The following is a 19,713-nucleotide window of genomic DNA, read 5'->3' as shown; positions in this document are numbered from 1 at the left end:
TATTGAAAGTGGGCGGTAACCGAGCTATGGCAAGCCCGCCCACCTATCGCCCACTACATTGGCTTGATACTCAATCAGCGCTTCTTATTACGCTTCTGAGCGGCACGACGCTGCGCACGATTCATCCCCTGCGCCGGATTCGCCACCGCGGTATCGCTTGCCTCATCACCAGATTCGCTTCTCGCTGCGCTCACGCCAAAGGCAGCACCACCACCGCGGCTTGAGCTAACAGGGCGTTGATCCTGCTGAGTTTCTGCCGAAGAGTAGGCTAATTTGCGCTGGGCTTGCGGCTCTGGACGCTTAATGCCCAGCAATTGTTCTGTGCTCATCTTGCGTGCAGCCGCCACATTATTGGCCATCATCGCAGCTTGATCGTTCTGCGCCTGCTCCATCGCCTCCCGAGCAGCCCGCTCAGAGGGCAGCTCGAAATTCATCAAATGCCGCACCGTTTCTTCTCGGATCGCGTCATTCATCTGCTGGAAGAGCTGGAAACCTTCCTGCTTGTACTCCACTAGCGGATTGCGCTGCGCCATCGCACGCAGACCAATGCCTTCTTTCAGGTAGTCCATCTCATACAGATGTTCCCGCCACTTACGATCCAAAACGTTTAGGAGGATCTGCCGCTCAACGGCACGCATCTGTTCCGCACCAAGCTCTTCTTCCCGCTCCTCGTAAAGCGCTTGAACGTCCTCGCGCAGTTCGCGTTGGATAACATCAGCCGTCAGTGCCCGCTGCCCACCATGCTCATCGGCTAGTTCCTCAGGCGAAAAAGACGGCTTATAGATATTGCGGGCGTCCGTCCACATGGCGTCCAAATCCCAATCCCGCGAATCGCCTTCCGTGTGGCCAGCAACAACATCTTCAATGACGAAATCCATGAAGGATTCGATCTGCTCAGCGACGTCCTCACCATCCAAAATACGACGACGTTCACCGTAAACCACAGTGCGCTGCTCGTTCATAACATCGTCGTACTTCAGCACGTCCTTACGGATCTGCGCATTGCGGGATTCCTTTGCCCCTTGCGAACGTTCGATGTAGTTCGCCAATACCTTCAGATCCAAGGCTTCATCTTCCGGACCATTCTTGAACGGAGCAAGCATCCGGAAATTACCAAAATGAACCAACAGCTCATCATCTAAGGACAAGTAGAACCGCGATTCGCCCGGATCACCTTGACGCCCAGAACGACCGCGTAGCTGATTATCAATTCGGCGTGACTCGTGGCGTTCCGAACCTAATACGTACAGACCACCGAGCTCAACTACTTCGTCATGTTCTGCCTGCACCGCTGCCTTTGCTTCCGCTAAAACCTCAGGCCAGGCTGCCTCATACTCTTCCGGATTCTCTTGCGGATCAAGCCCCCGCTTTTCCATCATCTCCACAGCGATGTATTCCGCATTGCCGCCGAGCATAATATCGGTACCACGACCAGCCATATTGGTCGCCACCGTCACGGCATGTTTCCGCCCTGCCATTGCCACCACGGCTGCTTCGCGCTGATGCTGCTTCGCATTGAGCACAGCATGCGGAACATGAGCTTTCTTCAACAACGCCGATAGCTTCTCAGAGTTTTCCACCGACGCAGTACCTACCAGAACCGGCTGACCGACGCGGAAACGCTCCTGAATATCAGCCACAATAGCGTTCAGCTTTCCCCGCTCGGTGGGGTAAACAATATCCACATGATCTTCGCGGATCATCGGCAAATTCGTCGGAATCGGAACAACACCGATGTTGTACGTCGAGGCAAACTCTTCAGCTTCTGTTTCTGCAGTACCCGTCATACCGGAGAGCTTGTCGTACAAGCGGAAATAGTTTTGCAAAGTAACTGAAGCTAAGGTCTGATTCTCGGCCTTAATTTCCACACCCTCTTTGGCTTCAATCGCCTGGTGCATACCCTCGTTGTACCGACGCCCCGGCAAAACACGCCCGGTGTGCTCATCAACGATCAGCACTTCTCCCTCAGCGACAATATAATCCTTATCGCGATGGAATAATTCCTTGGCTTTGATCGCATTATTCAAGTAGCCGATAAGCGGAGTATTTACTGACTCGTACAGATTATCTATTCCAATAAGATCCTCGATCTTATCAATACCCGGCTCTAAGATACCTACATTGCGCTTCTTCTCATCAACCTCATAGTCAATATCCCGCTTAAGATCATTGACTGCCTGAGAGAACATGGCGTACCACTTATTTGCGTCGCCCTCAGCCGGACCAGAAATAATCAACGGAGTACGCGCCTCGTCAATCAAGATCGAATCAACCTCATCGACGATAGCGTAATAGTGATCGCGCTGTACTAGCCCCTCTGGGGACATCGCCATATTGTCACGCAAATAATCAAAACCAAACTGGTTGGCCGTCCCGTAAGTAATATCGCAGGCATAGGCACGCCGACGCTGCTCCGCACTCAACTCGGTGGTTACACAGCCCGTCGTCATCCCCAAGAAACGATACACGCGCCCCATCAGTTCTGATTGATATGAGGCGAGATAGTCGTTAACCGTTACAACGTGGACGCCTTTGCCTGGAATTGCATTGAGATAGGAAGCTAAGGTGGCTACTAAGGTCTTTCCTTCACCCGTCTTCATTTCCGCAATATTGCCCAGGTGCAGCGCAGCGCCACCCATAATCTGGACGTCGAAGTGGCGTTGCCCGAGGGTGCGCACTGAGGCCTCTCGCACCGTCGCGAAGGCTTCCGGCAATAAATCATCCAAAGACTCGCCCGCAGCATACCGCTCACGGAACTCCTGAGTCTGAGCTTTGAGCTCCTCGTCCGTCATGGCCTGCACGACGCTCTCGAACTCGTTTACCTGCTCGGTAATACCCTTGAGCTTCTTCAAAGTACGACCTTCGCCAGCACGAAGGATCTTGTTGAGTATTTTACGCACAATTACTCCTGTTCACGGCTGCCGCTATTCTACCGCGTCAGATACCTAACGAAGAATTCTCGCGCCACTTCTCTCCCAGAGCACAAGAAACGCCTCCATCGGTTAGCTTACTGCCAGCACCGACGAAGGCGTATCTGCTATTCACACCGCGCTATGCCATTCGATCAACCATTGCATGAGCAAACATCACCAAATAGTCATAGACATGATGCCCGTGAATTGGCGCTAAAAACTCCAGTGCCTCATCAACCCAGGACTGTGCGATCTCTTGCGTCTGGGCAAGAACCGGATGCTCGCGCAACATCTGGACAACCCGCTCCAAGCGGCCGTCTTCCTCCAGGTGCCCTTCGTTGAGCATAGCGAGGATCTGTGCGCCAGCGGCGTCAAGTTTGCCCTCCTGCCGGTATTTCTCCAACAGAAGCGTCGGCATCGTCGGTACGCCCTCTAAGAGATCCGTTCCGGGAGTCTTACCCGTCAGCGCCGGATCAGCCGATAAATCAATGACGTCATCAGCAACTTGGAAGGCAACCCCGATCCGTTCACCGAAACGTGCAAGAGCCTCACCGACCTCATCACTTCCTCCAGAGGCCAAGACGCCATGATGCGCTGCCGCAGCAATCAACGATCCCGTTTTATCGGCTAAAACTTGCAGATGATGCGCGATGTGGTCCTCATTTTCTAAGGGGCCAACCGTTTCATGCAACTGCCCCATGCACAGGCGTTCAAAGGAGGCAGCGTGCATATAGATCGCTTTTTCCCCTAATCCCGCTACGATCTTTGACGCGCGAGAGAACAGCACATCACCAGCCATAATCGCCGACGAATTACCGAAGATATATTGGGCCGACGGCACACCCCGCCGGCGCGGAGCCTGATCCATGACATCATCGTGGTACAGCGAGGCCAGATGAGTCAGCTCAATAACAACGGCGGCGTCTAGGACGGCCGGAGCGTCGGGGTTGGGGCCCAGCTCCGAGGTAAGCAAGGTGAGTAGGGGACGCAATCGCTTCCCGCCCGCATCGGCTAGATGCGCGGTGGTGCTATCGACAACAACGTCATCGACTCTCACCTGTGCGTGCAGGAGATCTTCGACATCGCCAAGACGACACGCAATGCGTTGAGCAAAGGCGTCGTCGCTGGCGAGGAACTCGGTCACGCTCACACGAACGACCCGAGGATAAAGTCGAATACCGGACCAGGGAATACGCCGAGGGCAATCGTGCCGATAACGGCAAGCACAATCGCAACCACTGACATTCCTTCAGACTCAACCACAGCAACCGATTGGGCTTGCGGAGCACGGAAGAACATGAGCTGAATCAACCGGAAGTAGAACACGCCCGTTACCACTGAGGCCAATACCGCCACGATCACTAGCGGTACCATATGCGCGTCCAAACCAGTGACGAACACTTGGAACTTACCAATGAATCCGCCAGTAAACGGGATTCCGGCAAAGGATAGTAAGAAAATCGTCATCGCAGCGGCCAACATCGGGCTGCGCTGGCCTAAGCCTGCCCAGCTAGCGAGTTTAGTGGCCTCACCGAGAATATTGCCGGCAGCGTCGCGCTCTTTCACTAGAGTCACTACCCCGAACGCCCCGACAGTTGCCACTCCATAAGCCAATAGATAGAACAGAACTGCCGCGAGAGCCTTGCCAGGATGCGCCGAGCCCGTCCAGCTAATCGCGTTAATAGCGATCAAGATAAATCCCGCATGGGCAATCGAAGAGTAGGCCAGCATCCGCTTGACATCGGTTTGCGCCAGACCGGCAAATGTTCCGATGACAATCGTGGCAATGATAACGATCCACATGAAAATGCTGATCGTGGAATAAGCATGCCCCACCAACAGCAGGAATACCCGACCCAAAACCACGAAAGCCGCCGTCTTTGTTCCCGCTGCCATGAATCCGGTGATCGGAGTAGGCGCACCTTGATAGACATCCGGCGTCCACGCATGGAATGGCGCTGCACCAACCTTGAAGAGCAGGCCAATTACCAGCATAATGACGCCCATTGTCAACAAGGCCGTTGATAAACCAGCGCGATATTCATAGGTGAAGATGACGGCGAAATCCAAGGAACCAGTCGAACCATAGATGAAGGCCGAGCCCATCAAGAAGATCGCCGACGAGAACGCTCCCAATACAAAGTACTTCAGAGCCGCTTCTTGCGAGAGCAACCGCTTACGACGGGCAGTCGCGCACAGAACATAGAGCGGCAGTGAAATCACTTCTAATGCGATGAATAGCGAGAGCAGATTGAAGCTTGATACAAAAGCCATCATTCCGCCGGTGGCGAATAGCGCTAAGGGGAAAATTTCCGTTTGCTGACGACCAGCTCGGGTCATCTCCCGCTCTGCGGATGACCCCGGGCGGGTTGCCGCGCTGGCGGCAAATGCACCTTCCCGAGTTTGCGTCCGATCGGCAATCACGAGGAATGCCAGTAACGCGCAACCAACAATAATTGATTGTGAGATAAGGGAGATGGCATCTTCAGCGAAAGGATAGACCATGCCTGTTTGAGACTCGTGGAATGCCAGCGGGGTCATCGTATTGCCCGTCTGCATTTCCGTCCAGCGCCACACAATCGCCACTAGCGCGACGGCAAGAGCCAGCAAGGATAGCGTCACCTGCACACCACGACGAACACGATAGGGCAAAAACGCCTCAACGAGCGTTCCCGCAACTGCCGCCCCTAGGACAACCAGTATCGGCAGAATTGCTAGCCATGAGATTTGGACGTTCACTTCGTGCTCCCTTCATCTGCGACCGGCACGAACGTTGCGCTCGTGACCTGGTGAGCAACTGGTGTAACTGCATCGATCACTGGAGCTGGATAGAAACCAAGGAAAAGCATTGCGGCAATCAACAATCCCATGACGGTCTTTTCCCGACCATTGAGATCAGCCACATGCACATCCGGCTTCGGCCCAGTAAAGACTCTCTGATATGGCAACAGGATGTATAGGGCAGCTAAAACGACGCCAATAACAGCGCAGATAGCGGCGGCCGGCAACATCCGATACGTCCCCATCAGAACCATGTATTCCGGAATAAAACCGGATAAACCCGGAAGGGCGATCGTAGCCAAACCAGCAACCAAGAATGTGCCAGCAATCCAGGGAGTAACTCGCTGCCAGCCCCCGAAGTCAGCGATCTTGTGTGAGCCAGATTGGCGGCGACCTAAGAACCCGACAACGAGGAAGAGCGCAGCAGTGCCCACGCCATGAGCCACCATATAGACGATGGCGCCCGTCATAGCAAGGCTAGATCCCGAGAAAATACCGAGAATCATAAAACCGAAATGCGATACCGAGGTATAGGCGATCAAACGCATGAGGTCCTTCGAAGCGATAGCAACGAGCGCGCCCCACAGAATCGAGATAATCGCCAAGGTAATAACAATAGGAGCTACTTCCTTGCAGGCTTGCGGGAATAACGGCAAACAAATAGCAATCATGCCGTAGGTGCCGAGCTTATCGAGTACGCCAACAAGCAATGTCGAGGTACCAGCCGGAGCGTCCTGTGCCGCGTCAGGCAACCAGGTGTGGACCGGCCACATCGGTGCTTTGATCGCAAAGGCAATGAAGAAAGTGGCAAAGACAGCCAACTGTGCCCCACCGGATAGCTGCAAGCCATTGGCCATATTGTCGATCACGAAACCGCGCGATCCGCCTGGACCGCTACGGTACACCGCGATGACGCCGATCAGCATAACCAGCCCACCCAAAAGGGAGTAAATCAGGAACTTCATCGCTGCATGCTGACGATTTTGCCCCGAACCGTAACGCCCAATCATGAAGAAGATTGGCAGAATCATCAGCTCGAACAAGATGTAGAAAACGAATACATCCCGTGCGGCGAAGAGCCCGATCATAATGGCTTCAAGGAATAGGACCCAGGCGAAGTAGCCAGTGCCACGCTGCCCACCCATATCGTCCCAGGAGGCCAGCACAACCACCGGCACAAGGAATACAGCGAGAGCGACCATAACCGCGCCCATGCCGTTAAGCCCCCAGGTGAGTGATACTCCGATCTGCGGGATCCATGTGTAGGACTCTGTGAGCTGAATGGTCGCCGCATCTTTAATGGAGAAATGCTGGACCATAGCGACCACGAACAATACGAGAATAATCCCCGAACATGCCAATGCAATCGGACGAGCAACTCGCGCTAGTGGCTTAACCAGCCATAGCACCAGTGCGCCGAGCAGCGCCAGGAGGATCATCGCTGACAACCACGGGAAGCCAGCCTCAGAAACAGTTTGCAAATGCATCTAGTGTCCTCCTCGTCCTATAGCGCCGTCGCAACGACGACGATGAGTGCGATAACCAGACCGATGGTGATATAGCTGGCGTAGTTGCGCACATATCCGGTTTGCAACTTTCCGATGAGACGCCCCACAGCGGGACCAAGTTTTCCGCAACCTTCTACCACGCCGTCAACCATGGCGCGATCGGCAATCTCCGTACCGGCAGCTAAGGTCATTCCTGGACGCATAAAGATCGTCTCATTAACAAGATCCTGGTACAGATCATTACGTGCTGCACGCGTCAACCCAGAACCAATCGGCGCTGCCTTCGGCATCGGATCTGCCACGTACATCTTCCACGCCACGCCGACCCCAACGGCAACTACGACCAAGGTAATGGCAGTGATAGCTATGACAGGCAATACCGGCTCACCGTGCTCGGCATGACCAATTGCCGGTTCAAGCCAGGTCAAGAATCCGGTGTAATTCAAGATCGCACCCAACGCCAAGGAGCCAACTGCCAAAATAGCCATCGGCACCCACATAAGCGGCGAGGGATCATGCGGATGTTTCGCATTCGAGCCGGATGAGGACCACCGCGGAGCGCCCAAGAAAATTCCAAAAACAAGGCGCGACATGTAAAAGGCCGTCAAGCCGGCGACCAATACCGTCACCACGCCAAAGACCCACGGGCGAGCACCCTGCCCGGTAAAGGCAACCTCAATGATCTTATCCTTGGAATAGAAACCGGATAGGAACGGGACGCCAATAATAGCCACATAGCCTGCGAGGAAAGTCCAGAAGGTGATCTTCATACGCTTGCCTAGCCCGCCGAAACCGCGGATATTGACCTCATCTCCCATCGCGTGCATGACAGCGCCGGCACCCAAGAACATATTGGCTTTGAAGAAACCGTGGGTGACCAGATGGAAGATCGCAAATCCAGCCCCGACCGGCCCTAATCCAGCAGCTAACATCATGTAGCCGATTTGCGACATCGTTGACGCAGCGAGGACTTTCTTCATGTCGTCTTTCGCCGCACCCACAATGGCACCGAACGTCAAAGTAATCAGACCGACGATCCCAACCACGAGCGCCGCATTCGGGGCGGCCAGGTAGATCGCGCCGGAACGAACCATCAAGTAGACACCGGCGGTAACCATCGTCGCCGCATGGATCAAGGCTGACACCGGCGTCGGACCAGCCATTGCGTCTCCCAACCAGGCCTGCAACGGGAACTGTGCAGACTTACCACAGGCAGCCACCAGCAGGAATAGCCCGATGAGGGTTGCCGTAGCAGTTGGCAAAGTGGCAGCCGCGGTAGAGACATCGCTGAAACGAACCGAGCCGACCGAAGCCACCATAGCCATCATGGCAATCAACATTCCTAGATCGCCGACACGGTTCATCACAAAGGCTTTCTTACCGGCAGTGGCATATTCGGGAACGTGATTCCAGAAGGAGATCAGCAGGTAGGAGGCCAGGCCCACACCTTCCCAACCGAAGAACAACACTGCATAAGAGTTGCCAAGAACAAGGAGCAACATGGCAGCGACGAACAGGTTGAGATACGCAAAGAATCGACGGCGAGCCGGATCGTGCTCCATGTACGACACAGAATAGATATGGATTAATGTGCCGACGAAAGTCACCAGCAAAACGAAGGTCATTGATAGTGGATCAGCTCGCGTTCCAAAGTCGACGCTAAATCCGTCAACGACGGGAATCCAGGTAAATAAGGTGGATTCCACAACACGCTGACCCGCGTCAAGCCCAATTAACTGCAACGTCGCCAATAATCCGATAACGAAAGACGCAGCCGAGGCCAGGATTGCCAGCCAGTGCCCCCATTTATCAGCCGTTTTACCGGAAACAAGCAGGAAAGCGCAGCTAAGCAGCGGGATCGCAACAGCAAGCCACACCAGCGACGCTGGACCCGTGCTACTCGCGACCGTATTCGCAGCACTTACTGAGAAAAATGCATCAGTCAAGGATCACACCTGCTTCCGTCAGTTCTTCATCAGATTCGCACCATCTAGCGATGCGGTTCTGCGGGTTCGGAAAATAGAGACGATGATGGCTAGCCCAACGACAACTTCTGCTGCCGCGACGACCATCACGAAAAACGCAAATACCTGACCGTCCAGGTTGCCCCACATGCGGGAGAAAGCCACCAAAACAAGGTTGCAGGAGTTCAGCATGATTTCCACACCAAGAACTGCTACTACGCCATTGCGTCGGGTTAAAACTGTTGCGCCACCGATAACGAAGAGGACGACGCCAAGGATGACATACCACCACAGGTTCATTTACCGTTCCTCCTCATCTGCTTTTGCCGTCAGCTCGGCAGTGACTTCGTGCTCGTCACGTACCTTTTTAGCGGAGGGCAATTCAGAGCCTGCTGGCTGGGATAGCGCTTCGCCGCTTCCAGCGGATCCAGATTCAAGTTCCTCCAACTTGCGCAGCGCGGCATCGTGATCGGGAGCAGCATCGCCGGGCATACCCATAAGTGTGGAGCGCCCAACCGTGCCGTATGTGCTCGGACCGGAGATTCCCGTACCACGCGCAATACGCTCTACCGTTGCCGGCGAGATCTCGCCAACGGTTCGTACCTGCCCACGCACCTGCAGCACGCGGTTGGTCGAACCTCGCACCGGCTCGCCAAAGGCTGTCAGCGCGGGATTCGCTGAAGAGTTCGATTCCGCGTAGACACCTGGATTCGGCTTGTGGCCGATGTGGCGCCCGCTGGTAACGAAATCACGTACTGCCTGATGTGCCCGATCTTCTTGGGTAATCGGATCACGCAAGCGGTCGCGGTGCGTCAAAGTCATCGCTCCAAGAGCCGCAACGATCAAGAGCGTGCCCGTCAATTCCAGAGTTAGCACATTGCTGGAGAAAATCACTTTCGCCACAGCGGCAGGATTCCCTCCCGTATTGGCGCTTTCCAAACCAACTGCCTCCGGATTGGCAACGTTGAGGATAACCGCGATCATAATGGCGGCAATCCCCAAACCACCCAATGCGGCGACCAATCGCTGCCCCTTCAGCGTCTCGTGCCGTGAATCAGCCGAATCAATACCGATCAGCATGAGCACGAACAAGAACATCATCAAAATTGCTCCGGTGTAAACCACCACCTGAGCAACCCCCAGGAACGGCGCCTCCAGCACTGTATAAATAACAGCCAAGCCCACCATGATGAAGATGACGCTCACTACGGTGTACACCGCACGACGGGCGATCAGCAGACCAAATATAGCCAAAGCGATCATCGCGAATGCGGTAACAGCAAAAACGATCGTCTCTCCTAGTGAGAGCGTAATCGGTTGATATGCCGAGTTCATTGCTTCGCCCCCTCAGTTGGTGCGTTCTGGCGAACCGAAGCCAAGGATGGATCATCCGGTCGGTTTTCCCGAACCCAGGCGATCTGCTCTGGCGTCGGGCCGGTCACCGAACCACGGTAATAATCAGAATCGGTCGTGCCCGCTACCATCGGGTGTGGCGGGTTGAGCATTCCTTGCGCCAACGGAACGAGCAAGTCCTGCTTTTCGTAGATCATGCTCTCTCGGGTTGGACCAACAATCTCGTACTCATTGCTCATCGTCAGGGCCCGCGTCGGGCAGGCTTGAATACAGTATGAGCAGAAGATGCACCGCAAATAATTAACTTGGTACACCCGCCCGTATCGCTCACCCGGAGAATACTGTGCTTGTGGCGTATTCGCAGCAGCCTCAACATAGATAGCATCTGCCGGACACGCCCACGCGCACAACTCACAACCAATGCATTTTTCCAACCCATCGGCATATCTATTTAGGCGATGAATCCCGTGATAGCGCGGGCGTGTTGGAACCTTTTTGAAGGGGTACTGCTCAGTTACCGTCGGACGGAAAATAGTGGAAAATGTGACGCCGAATCCAGCAACCGGCGAAAAGAAACGACCAATTGGGCCTTTCTTCGTCGGGCTATATAGGACCTCATCTGGTTGAGCGAATTGCCCAGCAGAGCTATTCGTCATTTCCTCAGACATTCTCAGCCTCCTCAACATTTGAGCTGACTGCTTCTTTACGCGCAGCACGCGGCGACGGTGGCAAATGCTGACCCGGCAACGGCGGCACCGGATAGCCATTTTCAAATCCGTCAAATTCGGTGGATTCGCGCTCTTCAATAATTTCTTGCTGAGTAGGCTTGATCGTGTCATCGCCAAATGCCCAGATCAACAGGATCAGCGAGTAGCCGATCGACAGGATAATCATGACGTTACGGGCGTTGATTGGCGTCACTGCGTTGACCCCGATGACGATCATCGTGATAGCCAACCAGCCTAATCCGGCAGGGATCAGCCCCTTCCAGCCTAAGTGCATGAACTGGTCATAGCGGAAGCGCAACAGCGTACCGCGCACCCACACGAAGATTCCCATGAAGAACCAGGTCTTAGCAACGAATACCAAGATCGGGAACCATCCCTGGTTCGGATCACCATGCCACAGGGAGAACAGTCGCGTGATGATCGGGCCTGAGCGCCATCCGCCAAGGAACAGCGTCGTCGCCAGCATCGACATATTCAGCATGTTGATGTACTCCGACAGGTAGTACCAGGCGAATTTCATCGACGAGTACTCCACGTGCGGGCCAGCCACAATTTCGCCTTCTGCTTCTGGCAAATCGAATGGCAGACGGTTCGTGCCACCAAACATACAGACGAAATAGATTAAGAATGCTGGCATGAGCAAGATAATGTTCCACACATCCGTCTGAGCCGAGACGATTCCTGACGTGGACATCGTCGCCGCTGCGAGGAACACCGTCACTAACGACAACCCTTGCGCGAGTTCATAAGAAATCATTTGCGTTGCAGCACGCACCGAGCCATAGAGCGGCAAGGTGGACTTTGCCGACCAGCCACCAAGAACCAAACCATATTCGCCGAGAGCTGCCGTCGCCAATACGAACAGCATCGCAACCGGCGAATCCGCGAGCTGGATGGGGGTGGAGATACCGAAGATCGAGACGTTCGGTGCCAGCGGAATCACCGCCATCACCACAAAGGCACACAGCGCCGAGATGATCGGAGCAATAAAGTAAATCACTTTATCCGCGCCAGCAAGCCAAAAATCTTCTTTCAGCATGAGCTTGATAGCGTCAGGGAAAGACTGGAGCAAACCGAAAGGACCAACCGTATTAGGACCCAATCGGTTTTGCATCCGAGCCAGCAACCTGCGTTCAAACCACAGCGCGAAGATCACCGAGAAGATCAGGAACATCACGATCGCAACCGCTTTGATTACCCAGATCCACCAGGTGTCCTGAGAGAAATCGACGGCAACACCGTCGAGAGCAAAGATCGCAGGGGTCACTTGGTCACCTCCGAAGGAGCAATGGTTACGACGTCGCCGGCTCGGCAGCCCAACGTGGAGATTGCGCAGCCAACCGCATTTTGCGGCACCCACACCACTGCGTCAGGCATATCGAGGACAACAGCGTCCAAGGTCAGCGAACCGGACGGGCCAGTAATCGTGACAGCATGCCCGATACCTGCATCTGCTGCAGTTCTTTCCGACATGACCGCCACCGGCTTGCGAGCCGTCTTAGCCAGGTTCGATTCACATGCGAGCAAAGTGCCCGCGTCAATCATCTGTTTCCAGGAAGCAAGTACCGCTTGCCCACGAGCCACCGTAGGAGCCGGCGAGGCAGGATCCTGCGGATCTGTTCCCCGCGTGCCATCCCAACGACGCAACTCCGCCATTTCGGTTACCGCCTCAGCAAGGGTGCGCAGCCCAAGATCAACGCCAAGTTCCTCAGCAAGATCATGCAGGACTCGACGATCAGGCAGATTCGTTGAGACAAGCGTTTGCCCGAAGGGGCGCAACCGGCCTTCCCAGTTGACAAAAGTACCGCCCTTTTCCGCCGTCGGTGCAACTGGCAGAAGAACATCGGCGTACTGCGTCGTCTCGGTATCACGGGCTTCAAGCTGAACGACGAACGCGCGCTCTAATGCCTGGGTCGCAATCGGCGGAAGATCTGCCAGTTCTACACCGGCAAGCAGCAGGGCATCAATGTGCCCGGCAGCCGCAGCCTGCAAAATATCCTCAGTGCGCAAGCCCGGCTCTTCCGGCAAGGAATCCACTCCCCACACTGCTGCGGTATCAATGCGTGCCTGGGTGTCAGCAACTAACCGAGCACCGGGAAGCAAATGCCCCACTGCGCCAGCGTCCACAGCACCGCGATCACCAGCTCGCCGTGGGATCCAGGCGATTCGTGCTCCGGTGCGCTGCGCCAAGCGGATAACAGCAGAGAGCGTGCCGGCGGAATCTGCTGCTCGTTCACCGACGAGGATGACGGCCCCGCTATTCGTCATATCAGCAAAGACGTCTGCGAACATTCCTCGTCCGTCAGCAACAATTGCGTCCAGGACTTCAGCTTCCGTACCAGGCGTCGCTGGCACAAAGCGCGCATTCATTTTAACTGTGCCTAAGGTCGGATACGCAGAGATGACAGATACTTTCGTCGTGCCTGCCAAGGCGGCTTTGCGCAGACGCAGGAACACCGAGCCAATTTCATCCTCGGCTTCCAAGCTCACTGTCAAGACATGACCAGCGTGCTCAATATCAGCGTAGGTCACGCCCAAGCCGCTTCCGGCCACGCGCGCAGCCAAGAAAGCATCCTCTTCATCGGTGCCTCGGCGCGTGCGGAAATCAATATCGTTTGTCTTGAGAACGGTACGCGCAAATTTGCCGTATGCGTAGGCATCTTCAATAGTTAGCCGACCGCCAACCAGCACGCCCACTCTCTTTGCAGACTTCAACCCTTTACCTGCTGCTTCAATGGCCTCAAACCATGAGGTCGGCCCCGGATTAGCAGCGATACGCGGATACGTCAGGCGATCAGCCCCCTGCTGCCAATGGAAAGCGAAACGATCCTTATCCGTGATCCAGGATTCGTTGACGTCCATATCCTCTTGAGCGAGTCGGCGCACGAGCGTACCACGGCGGTAATCCACGCGGATCGCTGAACCAGAGGCATCGTGCTCCGTAACGGACGGCACCGAAACGAGATCGAACGGCCGCGCCCGGAAACGGTAAGAGCTAGAGGTAAGCGCACCAACCGGGCAGATCTGAATAACGTTGCCGGAGAAGTAGGACGCAAAAGGCTTACCCGTCACATCCATTTCGGCTGGCTCAACTGGCCCAGCTGCGAAACCTTCCACCCGACCTGCGCATCCGTCAGGCCCAGAATAGTCGTTGTCGATGATCTCCACGTGGCTACCATCTGATTGCGCAAAATCAAGAACCGACGCATCGAAGTTTCCAATTTGCGATCCGTGCAGCCCGTGAACACCACGACCAGGCGTGCCTCCCCCTCGGCCTTGTAGCTGAATGAAAGGATCTCCAGCAATCTGTGTGGAAAAACGCGTACAGCGCTGGCACAGAATACAGCGGTCGCGATCCAACAAAATCTGCGGTGACACCGAGATTGGCTTTGGATAGGTGCGCTTGACATCAATAAAACGAGACTGTGTACGCCCGTCGGTCATCGCCTGGTTCTGTAGTGGGCACTCCCCGCCTTTGTCGCACACTGGGCAGTCCATCGGGTGATTAATCAGGAGGAACTCCATCACCCCATGCTGGGCCTTCTTCGCTACCTCGGAGGTACTCGCCGTATAAACTTCCATGCCTGGCGAAACCGTCACCGCACAAGCTGGCTGCGGCTTCGGCATTTTTTGAACGACGCCATCGCGATTCGGTGAGGCCACTTCCACGAGGCACTGACGGCACGCTGCCGCTGGCTTCAATAGCGGGTGGTCACAAAAGCGCGGGATATGAACGCCGACTTGCTCGGCAGCACGGATAATCAACGTTCCCTGCGGAACGGAGACTTCTTTGCCGTCTACCTTCAGCGTCACCATATTGACAGGTGCTGTTTCTTGCGTTGTCATTGAACACCTACTTCGCTGAAAAGAACCGACTTTTCAATCGGGAATAGCTCGGCGGCTGGCGTGGTATATCCGGCTTCGAACTCCGAGCGGAACAGCTCAATAGCTGAGCGAACTGGCGTAGCTGCCGCATCACCCAGGGCGCAGAAGGAGCGTCCAAGGATATTTCCGGCAATCTCGTATAGCAGTTCGATCTCGCCCTCACGCGCACAGCCTTGCTCGAATCGCTGCATTAATTGGCGCATCCAGAACGTGCCTTCTCGGCATGGCGTACATTTACCGCAGGATTCATGCTGGTAGAAATCCGTCCACCGAGATACCACCCGCACAACTGATACTGTCTCATCGAAGATCTGAATAGCGCGGGTCGCCAACATGGATTTGCCTTCGACGACTTCCTCGTAACCGAGCGGAATATCCAGGTGATCGGGCGTCCACAGCGGAGCAGATGAACCGCCGATAGCGAAGAACTTGAGCTGGTGACCTTCACGGATACCGCCCGCCATCTCTAGCAGTTCCCGCATAGTAATACCGAATGGGGCCTCATACTGCCCCGGGTACTTCACGTGCCCCGAGAGCGAGAAAATGCCGTGCCCACGCGAATTCTTCGTATTCGCACCCATTGCTTGGAACCACTCGACACCGTTGTTAACGATGCCGGGCACAGAGCAGATGGATTCAACATTGTTGACAACAGTCGGTCGCGCATAAAGACCCGCAACTGCCGGGAATGGCGGCTTCAAGCGCGGTTGACCGCGGTAGCCTTCCAAGGAATCGAGCAGTGCTGTTTCTTCACCACAGATGTAGGCGCCTGCTCCAGCGTGAACGGTGATGTCGAGATCGTAATCCCCATTCGGCCCGCGGCCAGTTCCCAGCAGACCTGCTTCCCGAGCTTCGCGAACTGCATTAAGGAGACGACGATATACATGCACAACCTCGCCACGCAGGTAGACGAAGCCGTGATGCCCGCCGATAGCGAGCATACAAATCATCATGCCTTCCAATAGCAGGTGCGGATTCGCCATGAGAACCGGAATATCCTTACAGGTTCCCGGTTCTGATTCATCAGCATTGACGACGAGGTAACGCGGGCCGCCGTCGGGGGCAGGCAAAAAGGACCATTTAAGACCCGTCGGGAAGCCAGCGCCACCGCGCCCACGCAGACCGGAGTCTTTGATGAGATTGGTTAGGGCTCCAGCGTCTTGAGCGAGTTCCCATGCGCGTTCAATAGCGGCATAACCGCCATTGGCACGGTAGGTATCAATCGTCCATGAGCGCTCTTTATCCCAGATGTCACTCAGTACTGGCGAAAGCGTGCCAGGTTCGGAATATGCGGTCACTTTGTTCCCTCCTCACCGACAGGTCGCGGGGATGTCCACCCATTTTGCCGAGCTAATCGCAGGCCACGCAGTGAAGCTTCACCAGCTCCGGGACCTTCATTCACATGCCCGTCTTCAAATCCGGCCAGCACACGAGAAATTTCCTTGAACGTGTGGACCTTTTCTGGACCTCGCGTAGGGTGAATATCTCGCCCGGCTCGAATATCGTCAACAATTGCTTTCGCTGACTGCGGCGTCTGGTTATCGAAGAATTCCCAGTTGACCATAATCACCGGAGCGTAATCACAACCGGCATTACATTCGAGCCGTTCCAGGGTAATCTTGCCATCTTCCGTCGTTTCATCATGACCAACACCGACGTACTGGCTCAGTTCCTCCCAGATAATATCGCCGCCCATCACGGCACATAGCGCGTTAGTGCATACCCCCACGTTGTATTCGCCATTGGGATGACGACGATATTGCGAATAGAACGTTGCTACCGCTGAGACTTGCGCCCGAGTCAAACCGAGAATATCTGCCACCAGGGTAATTCCCCGCGGTGAACAAAAACCATCTTCTGACTGGATCAGATGCAACATCGGCATGATGGCAGAGCGTGAGTTCGGGTAGCGCGCAATAATCTGCTCAGCGTCAGCACGCAAACGCTGTTCGACTTCTGGCGTGTAGTTCGGTGTCATTATCGGTCCACTCCTCCCATCACCGGATCAACAGCGGCAAGCGCAATGATGAGATCCGCCAAGAGGCCACCCTCACTCATCAGCGCCAGAGACTGCAAGTTATTAAAACCAGGATCTCGGAAGTGTGCCCGATATGGGCGCGTACCGCCGTCAGAGACGAGGTGAACGCCAAAGATCCCCTTGGGGTGCTCAACCATGTGGTACACCTGACCCGCCGGAACGCGGAACCCCTCCGTGACCAGCTTGAAGTGATGAATCAGGGATTCCATCGATTCGGTCATGATCTGGCGAACGTGCTCCGGGCTATTTCCCTGCCCATCGGTCGAGATGGATAGCTGCGCCGGCCATGCGATCTTCTTATCCTCGATCATCACTGGCTGCCCAGCCGTCCGATCCAGCTCATCAAGAACCTGGTAGATAATACGCAGAGACTGGTAGCACTCTTCGAACTTGATCTTAATGCGGTTGTACGCATCGCATTTATCCGCAACCGGCACGTCAAATTCGTACTTCTCATAGCCGGAATTCGGTTGAGTCTTACGCAAATCCCACGGCAGACCAGCAGCGCGGATAGACGGACCCGTCATCGACAAGGCCATGAGCGAGGATAATGGCGAAACCGCCACATCGACATGACGCTTCTTGAAGATGGGGTTATCCATCGTCAGGTCTTGCATTTCCGAAATCGTATTGCGTACTCCGGGCAGTAGCTCACGAATATAATCGGTGCCTCCCGCCGGAATATCATCAAGAACACCACCTGGGCGGATGAACTCGTGGTTCATTCGCAGACCTGTAATATCCTCAAGGATACGCAAAATATCTTCGCGCAGTCGGAAGGTTAAGGTCAGCATGGTGGTGGCGCCAAGTTCGTTACCGCCTGAGCCAATACCAACGATATGGGACGAGATACGGGTCAACTCCATGAGGAGCACGCGAATTGCCTGTGCTCGCTGCGGGATGCGATCCTCAATCCCTAACAGTTTCTCTATCGCCTGGCAATAGGCTACTTCCTGGAAAATCGGAGCGACGTAATCCATTCGAGTACAGAACGCAACGCCCTGGGTCCAGGTACGGAACTCCATGTTTTTCTCAATGCCGGTGTGTAAGAAGCCGGTTGCCGCCCGCACTTCATTTACCCGTTCACCGTCAAGTTCTACCTGAACACGCAGCACACCGTGGGTAGAGGGATGGACTGGACCAAGGTTGATAACGATATGCTCCTCGCCCAGTTCTTCGGCGTCCTTAGCAATATCGCCCCAATCGCCACCGACTGCCTCATATACCTTCGCTCCGGCGGTGGATTCATCTGTCGCGCTTGCGGTAGCGCGTGGAATAGTCGTCATTAGTTGTACTCCCTCCGTGCATCCGGCGGTGGCACGATGGCACCCTTGTACTCCACTGGAATACCGCCCAATGGGTAATCCTTGCGCTGGGGGTGCCCCACCCAATCATCAGGCATCGCCGAGCGGGTTAAGCCCGGGTGCCCGTCAAAAATGATGCCCATAAGATCAAATGCTTCACGCTCTGACCAGTCATCGCCTGGATAAACCGAGCACAGCGACGGCATGTGCGGATCATCTTCCGGGCACGTCACTTCCAAGGCGATCACGCGGTTATGGGTAATGGAGAAAAGCGGGAAATACGCATGTAGCTCGCGCCCGTTATCCATGGGATAGTGGACGGCTGACACGCCCAAGCACATCTCAAAACGCAAATCTTGATCGTCGCGCACATACCGAGCAACATCAAGCAGGCGCTCACGCGGCACAAAGATAACCAACTGACCGTTGTCAATTGATACTTTTTCGATAACCTCGTATTCGCGGTACCCATCTGCCTGTGCCAATTCGACGATAATATCGACAACTTCGTCGAACCATCCGCCAAACGGCCGGTGAGCCGGACGTGCCACCACAAAAGTCTCTTTATGGCCGGTGAATCCCGTGGTATCGCCGGTATCCGTCACGCCCCACATCCCCGAGCGTTGCGCGACAACGGAAGCACCGAACGCGCCGTCGGGCACTATCGTCCCGTCAGTTTTTTCACTCACGCCAGCAATCCCTTCTGTTCTTCAAGCGGAACCGCAGCCAATGCCGCCTGCTCGGCGCGGCGAGCGATTTCCTTTCGGTGCTCGCCGATCGGGCGACCTTCCATATGATTCTTACGCAGTTCAAAAATAGCGTTTATCAGCATTTCTGGACGCGGCGGGCAACCTGGCAAGTACACATCAACCGGCACGAGGTGATCGATGCCCTGCAAAATCGCGTAATTATTGAACATGCCGCCAGAAGATGCGCATGCGCCCATGGAGATAACCCATTTGGGCTCCATGAGCTGATCGTAGACATTGCGAACTACCGGGGCCATCTTTTGGCTAACTCGCCCTGAAATAATCATGAGATCGGCGTGACGAGGCGAAGCGCGGAACACTTCCATGCCGATACGAGCGGCGTCGAAACGCACCGCACCGAAGGCCATCATCTCGATAGCGCAACACGCCAAGCCCATCGTTACTGGCCATGGAGAGCGAGCCTGCGACCAGCCAGCCACCGCCTCAATTCCAGTGAGGAGCTTTCCTCCGGCTTTCTCTTCAATTCCCAT

At 55.1% G+C, this 19,713-nt stretch carries 15 protein-coding genes; all 15 read right to left on the bottom strand.

The annotated features are described in order from the left end of the window. Positions 1-74: 74 nt before the first annotated feature. The 15 genes from secA to ACLHIJ_RS05715 all read right to left on the bottom strand — a co-directional run bounded on the left by secA (position 75) and on the right by ACLHIJ_RS05715 (position 19,713). The gene (gene secA / locus ACLHIJ_RS05785) at positions 75-2,900 is read right to left on the bottom strand and encodes a preprotein translocase subunit SecA (RefSeq protein ID WP_411296454.1); all 2,826 of its coding nucleotides are present in this window, start codon (positions 2,898-2,900) and stop codon (positions 75-77) included. 151 nt (positions 2,901-3,051) lie between these two features. Beyond that, the gene (locus ACLHIJ_RS05780; RefSeq protein WP_411298647.1) at positions 3,052-4,062 is read right to left on the bottom strand and encodes a polyprenyl synthetase family protein; all 1,011 of its coding nucleotides are present in this window, start codon (positions 4,060-4,062) and stop codon (positions 3,052-3,054) included. Beyond that, entirely contained in the window at positions 4,059-5,651 is a 1,593-nt protein-coding gene (gene nuoN, locus ACLHIJ_RS05775; RefSeq protein WP_411296456.1) for an NADH-quinone oxidoreductase subunit NuoN, read from the bottom strand. The genes ACLHIJ_RS05780 and nuoN overlap by 4 nt, the downstream gene beginning before the upstream one ends. Further along, on the bottom strand, positions 5,648-7,180 hold the full coding sequence (locus tag ACLHIJ_RS05770; protein WP_411296457.1) for an NADH-quinone oxidoreductase subunit M: 1,533 nt from the start codon (positions 7,178-7,180) through the stop codon (positions 5,648-5,650). Before ACLHIJ_RS05770 ends, nuoN begins: the two co-directional genes overlap by 4 nt. A gap of 17 nt (positions 7,181-7,197) precedes the next feature. After that, a complete protein-coding gene (gene nuoL / locus ACLHIJ_RS05765) occupies positions 7,198-9,147 on the bottom strand; it encodes an NADH-quinone oxidoreductase subunit L (protein ID WP_411298646.1) in 1,950 nt (649 codons plus the stop codon). Between the two features lie 18 nt (positions 9,148-9,165). Next, positions 9,166-9,465, bottom strand: coding sequence for an NADH-quinone oxidoreductase subunit NuoK (gene nuoK / locus ACLHIJ_RS05760; protein WP_411296459.1), 300 nt, complete (start codon positions 9,463-9,465; stop codon positions 9,166-9,168). Next, positions 9,466-10,500, bottom strand: coding sequence for an NADH-quinone oxidoreductase subunit J (locus ACLHIJ_RS05755; RefSeq protein WP_411296460.1), 1,035 nt, complete (start codon positions 10,498-10,500; stop codon positions 9,466-9,468). Then, positions 10,497-11,186, bottom strand: coding sequence for an NADH-quinone oxidoreductase subunit NuoI (gene nuoI, locus ACLHIJ_RS05750; RefSeq protein ID WP_411296461.1), 690 nt, complete (start codon positions 11,184-11,186; stop codon positions 10,497-10,499). Before nuoI ends, ACLHIJ_RS05755 begins: the two co-directional genes overlap by 4 nt. After that, positions 11,179-12,513: an NADH-quinone oxidoreductase subunit NuoH gene (gene nuoH / locus ACLHIJ_RS05745; protein WP_411296462.1), complete on the bottom strand. Its 1,335-nt coding sequence runs from the start codon at positions 12,511-12,513 to the stop codon at positions 11,179-11,181. The genes nuoI and nuoH overlap by 8 nt, the downstream gene beginning before the upstream one ends. Then, complete coding sequence (locus ACLHIJ_RS05740) at positions 12,510-15,092, bottom strand: NADH-quinone oxidoreductase subunit G (protein WP_411296463.1); 2,583 nt, start codon at positions 15,090-15,092, stop codon at positions 12,510-12,512. Before ACLHIJ_RS05740 ends, nuoH begins: the two co-directional genes overlap by 4 nt. Then, a complete protein-coding gene (gene nuoF / locus ACLHIJ_RS05735) occupies positions 15,089-16,429 on the bottom strand; it encodes an NADH-quinone oxidoreductase subunit NuoF (RefSeq protein WP_411296464.1) in 1,341 nt (446 codons plus the stop codon). The genes ACLHIJ_RS05740 and nuoF overlap by 4 nt, the downstream gene beginning before the upstream one ends. After that, entirely contained in the window at positions 16,426-17,109 is a 684-nt protein-coding gene (nuoE, locus tag ACLHIJ_RS05730) for an NADH-quinone oxidoreductase subunit NuoE (protein WP_411296465.1), read from the bottom strand. Before nuoE ends, nuoF begins: the two co-directional genes overlap by 4 nt. Next, complete coding sequence (locus ACLHIJ_RS05725) at positions 17,109-18,455, bottom strand: NADH-quinone oxidoreductase subunit D (RefSeq protein ID WP_411296466.1); 1,347 nt, start codon at positions 18,453-18,455, stop codon at positions 17,109-17,111. The genes nuoE and ACLHIJ_RS05725 overlap by 1 nt, the downstream gene beginning before the upstream one ends. Continuing rightward, the gene (locus ACLHIJ_RS05720; RefSeq protein ID WP_411296467.1) at positions 18,455-19,162 is read right to left on the bottom strand and encodes an NADH-quinone oxidoreductase subunit C; all 708 of its coding nucleotides are present in this window, start codon (positions 19,160-19,162) and stop codon (positions 18,455-18,457) included. The genes ACLHIJ_RS05725 and ACLHIJ_RS05720 overlap by 1 nt, the downstream gene beginning before the upstream one ends. Further along, positions 19,159-19,713, bottom strand: coding sequence for an NADH-quinone oxidoreductase subunit B (locus ACLHIJ_RS05715; RefSeq protein WP_411296468.1), 555 nt, complete (start codon positions 19,711-19,713; stop codon positions 19,159-19,161). The genes ACLHIJ_RS05720 and ACLHIJ_RS05715 overlap by 4 nt, the downstream gene beginning before the upstream one ends.

It is taken from the genome of Trueperella sp. LYQ141, from assembly GCF_046599555.1.
Taxonomy (GTDB): Bacteria; Actinomycetota; Actinomycetes; order Actinomycetales; family Actinomycetaceae; genus Trueperella.
The sequence above is the reverse complement of the archived record's forward strand: the minus strand, read 5'-3'. Positions and strand labels throughout refer to the sequence as shown.

Excerpts from the sequence above, each read along its gene's own strand:
- ACLHIJ_RS05770 (WP_411296457.1), bottom strand. The coding sequence starts at position 7,180 with ATGCATTTGCAAACTGTTTCTGAGGCTGGCTTCCCGTGGTTGTCAGCG.
- nuoK (WP_411296459.1), bottom strand. The coding sequence starts at position 9,465 with ATGAACCTGTGGTGGTATGTCATCCTTGGCGTCGTCCTCTTCGTTATC.
- ACLHIJ_RS05755 (WP_411296460.1), bottom strand. The coding sequence starts at position 10,500 with ATGAACTCGGCATATCAACCGATTACGCTCTCACTAGGAGAGACGATC.
- nuoI (WP_411296461.1), bottom strand. The coding sequence starts at position 11,186 with ATGTCTGAGGAAATGACGAATAGCTCTGCTGGGCAATTCGCTCAACCA.
- ACLHIJ_RS05740 (WP_411296463.1), bottom strand. The coding sequence starts at position 15,092 with ATGACAACGCAAGAAACAGCACCTGTCAATATGGTGACGCTGAAGGTA.
- nuoE (WP_411296465.1), bottom strand. The coding sequence starts at position 17,109 with ATGACACCGAACTACACGCCAGAAGTCGAACAGCGTTTGCGTGCTGAC.
- ACLHIJ_RS05725 (WP_411296466.1), bottom strand. The coding sequence starts at position 18,455 with ATGACGACTATTCCACGCGCTACCGCAAGCGCGACAGATGAATCCACC.
- ACLHIJ_RS05715 (WP_411296468.1), bottom strand. The coding sequence starts at position 19,713 with ATGGGAATTGAAGAGAAAGCCGGAGGAAAGCTCCTCACTGGAATTGAG.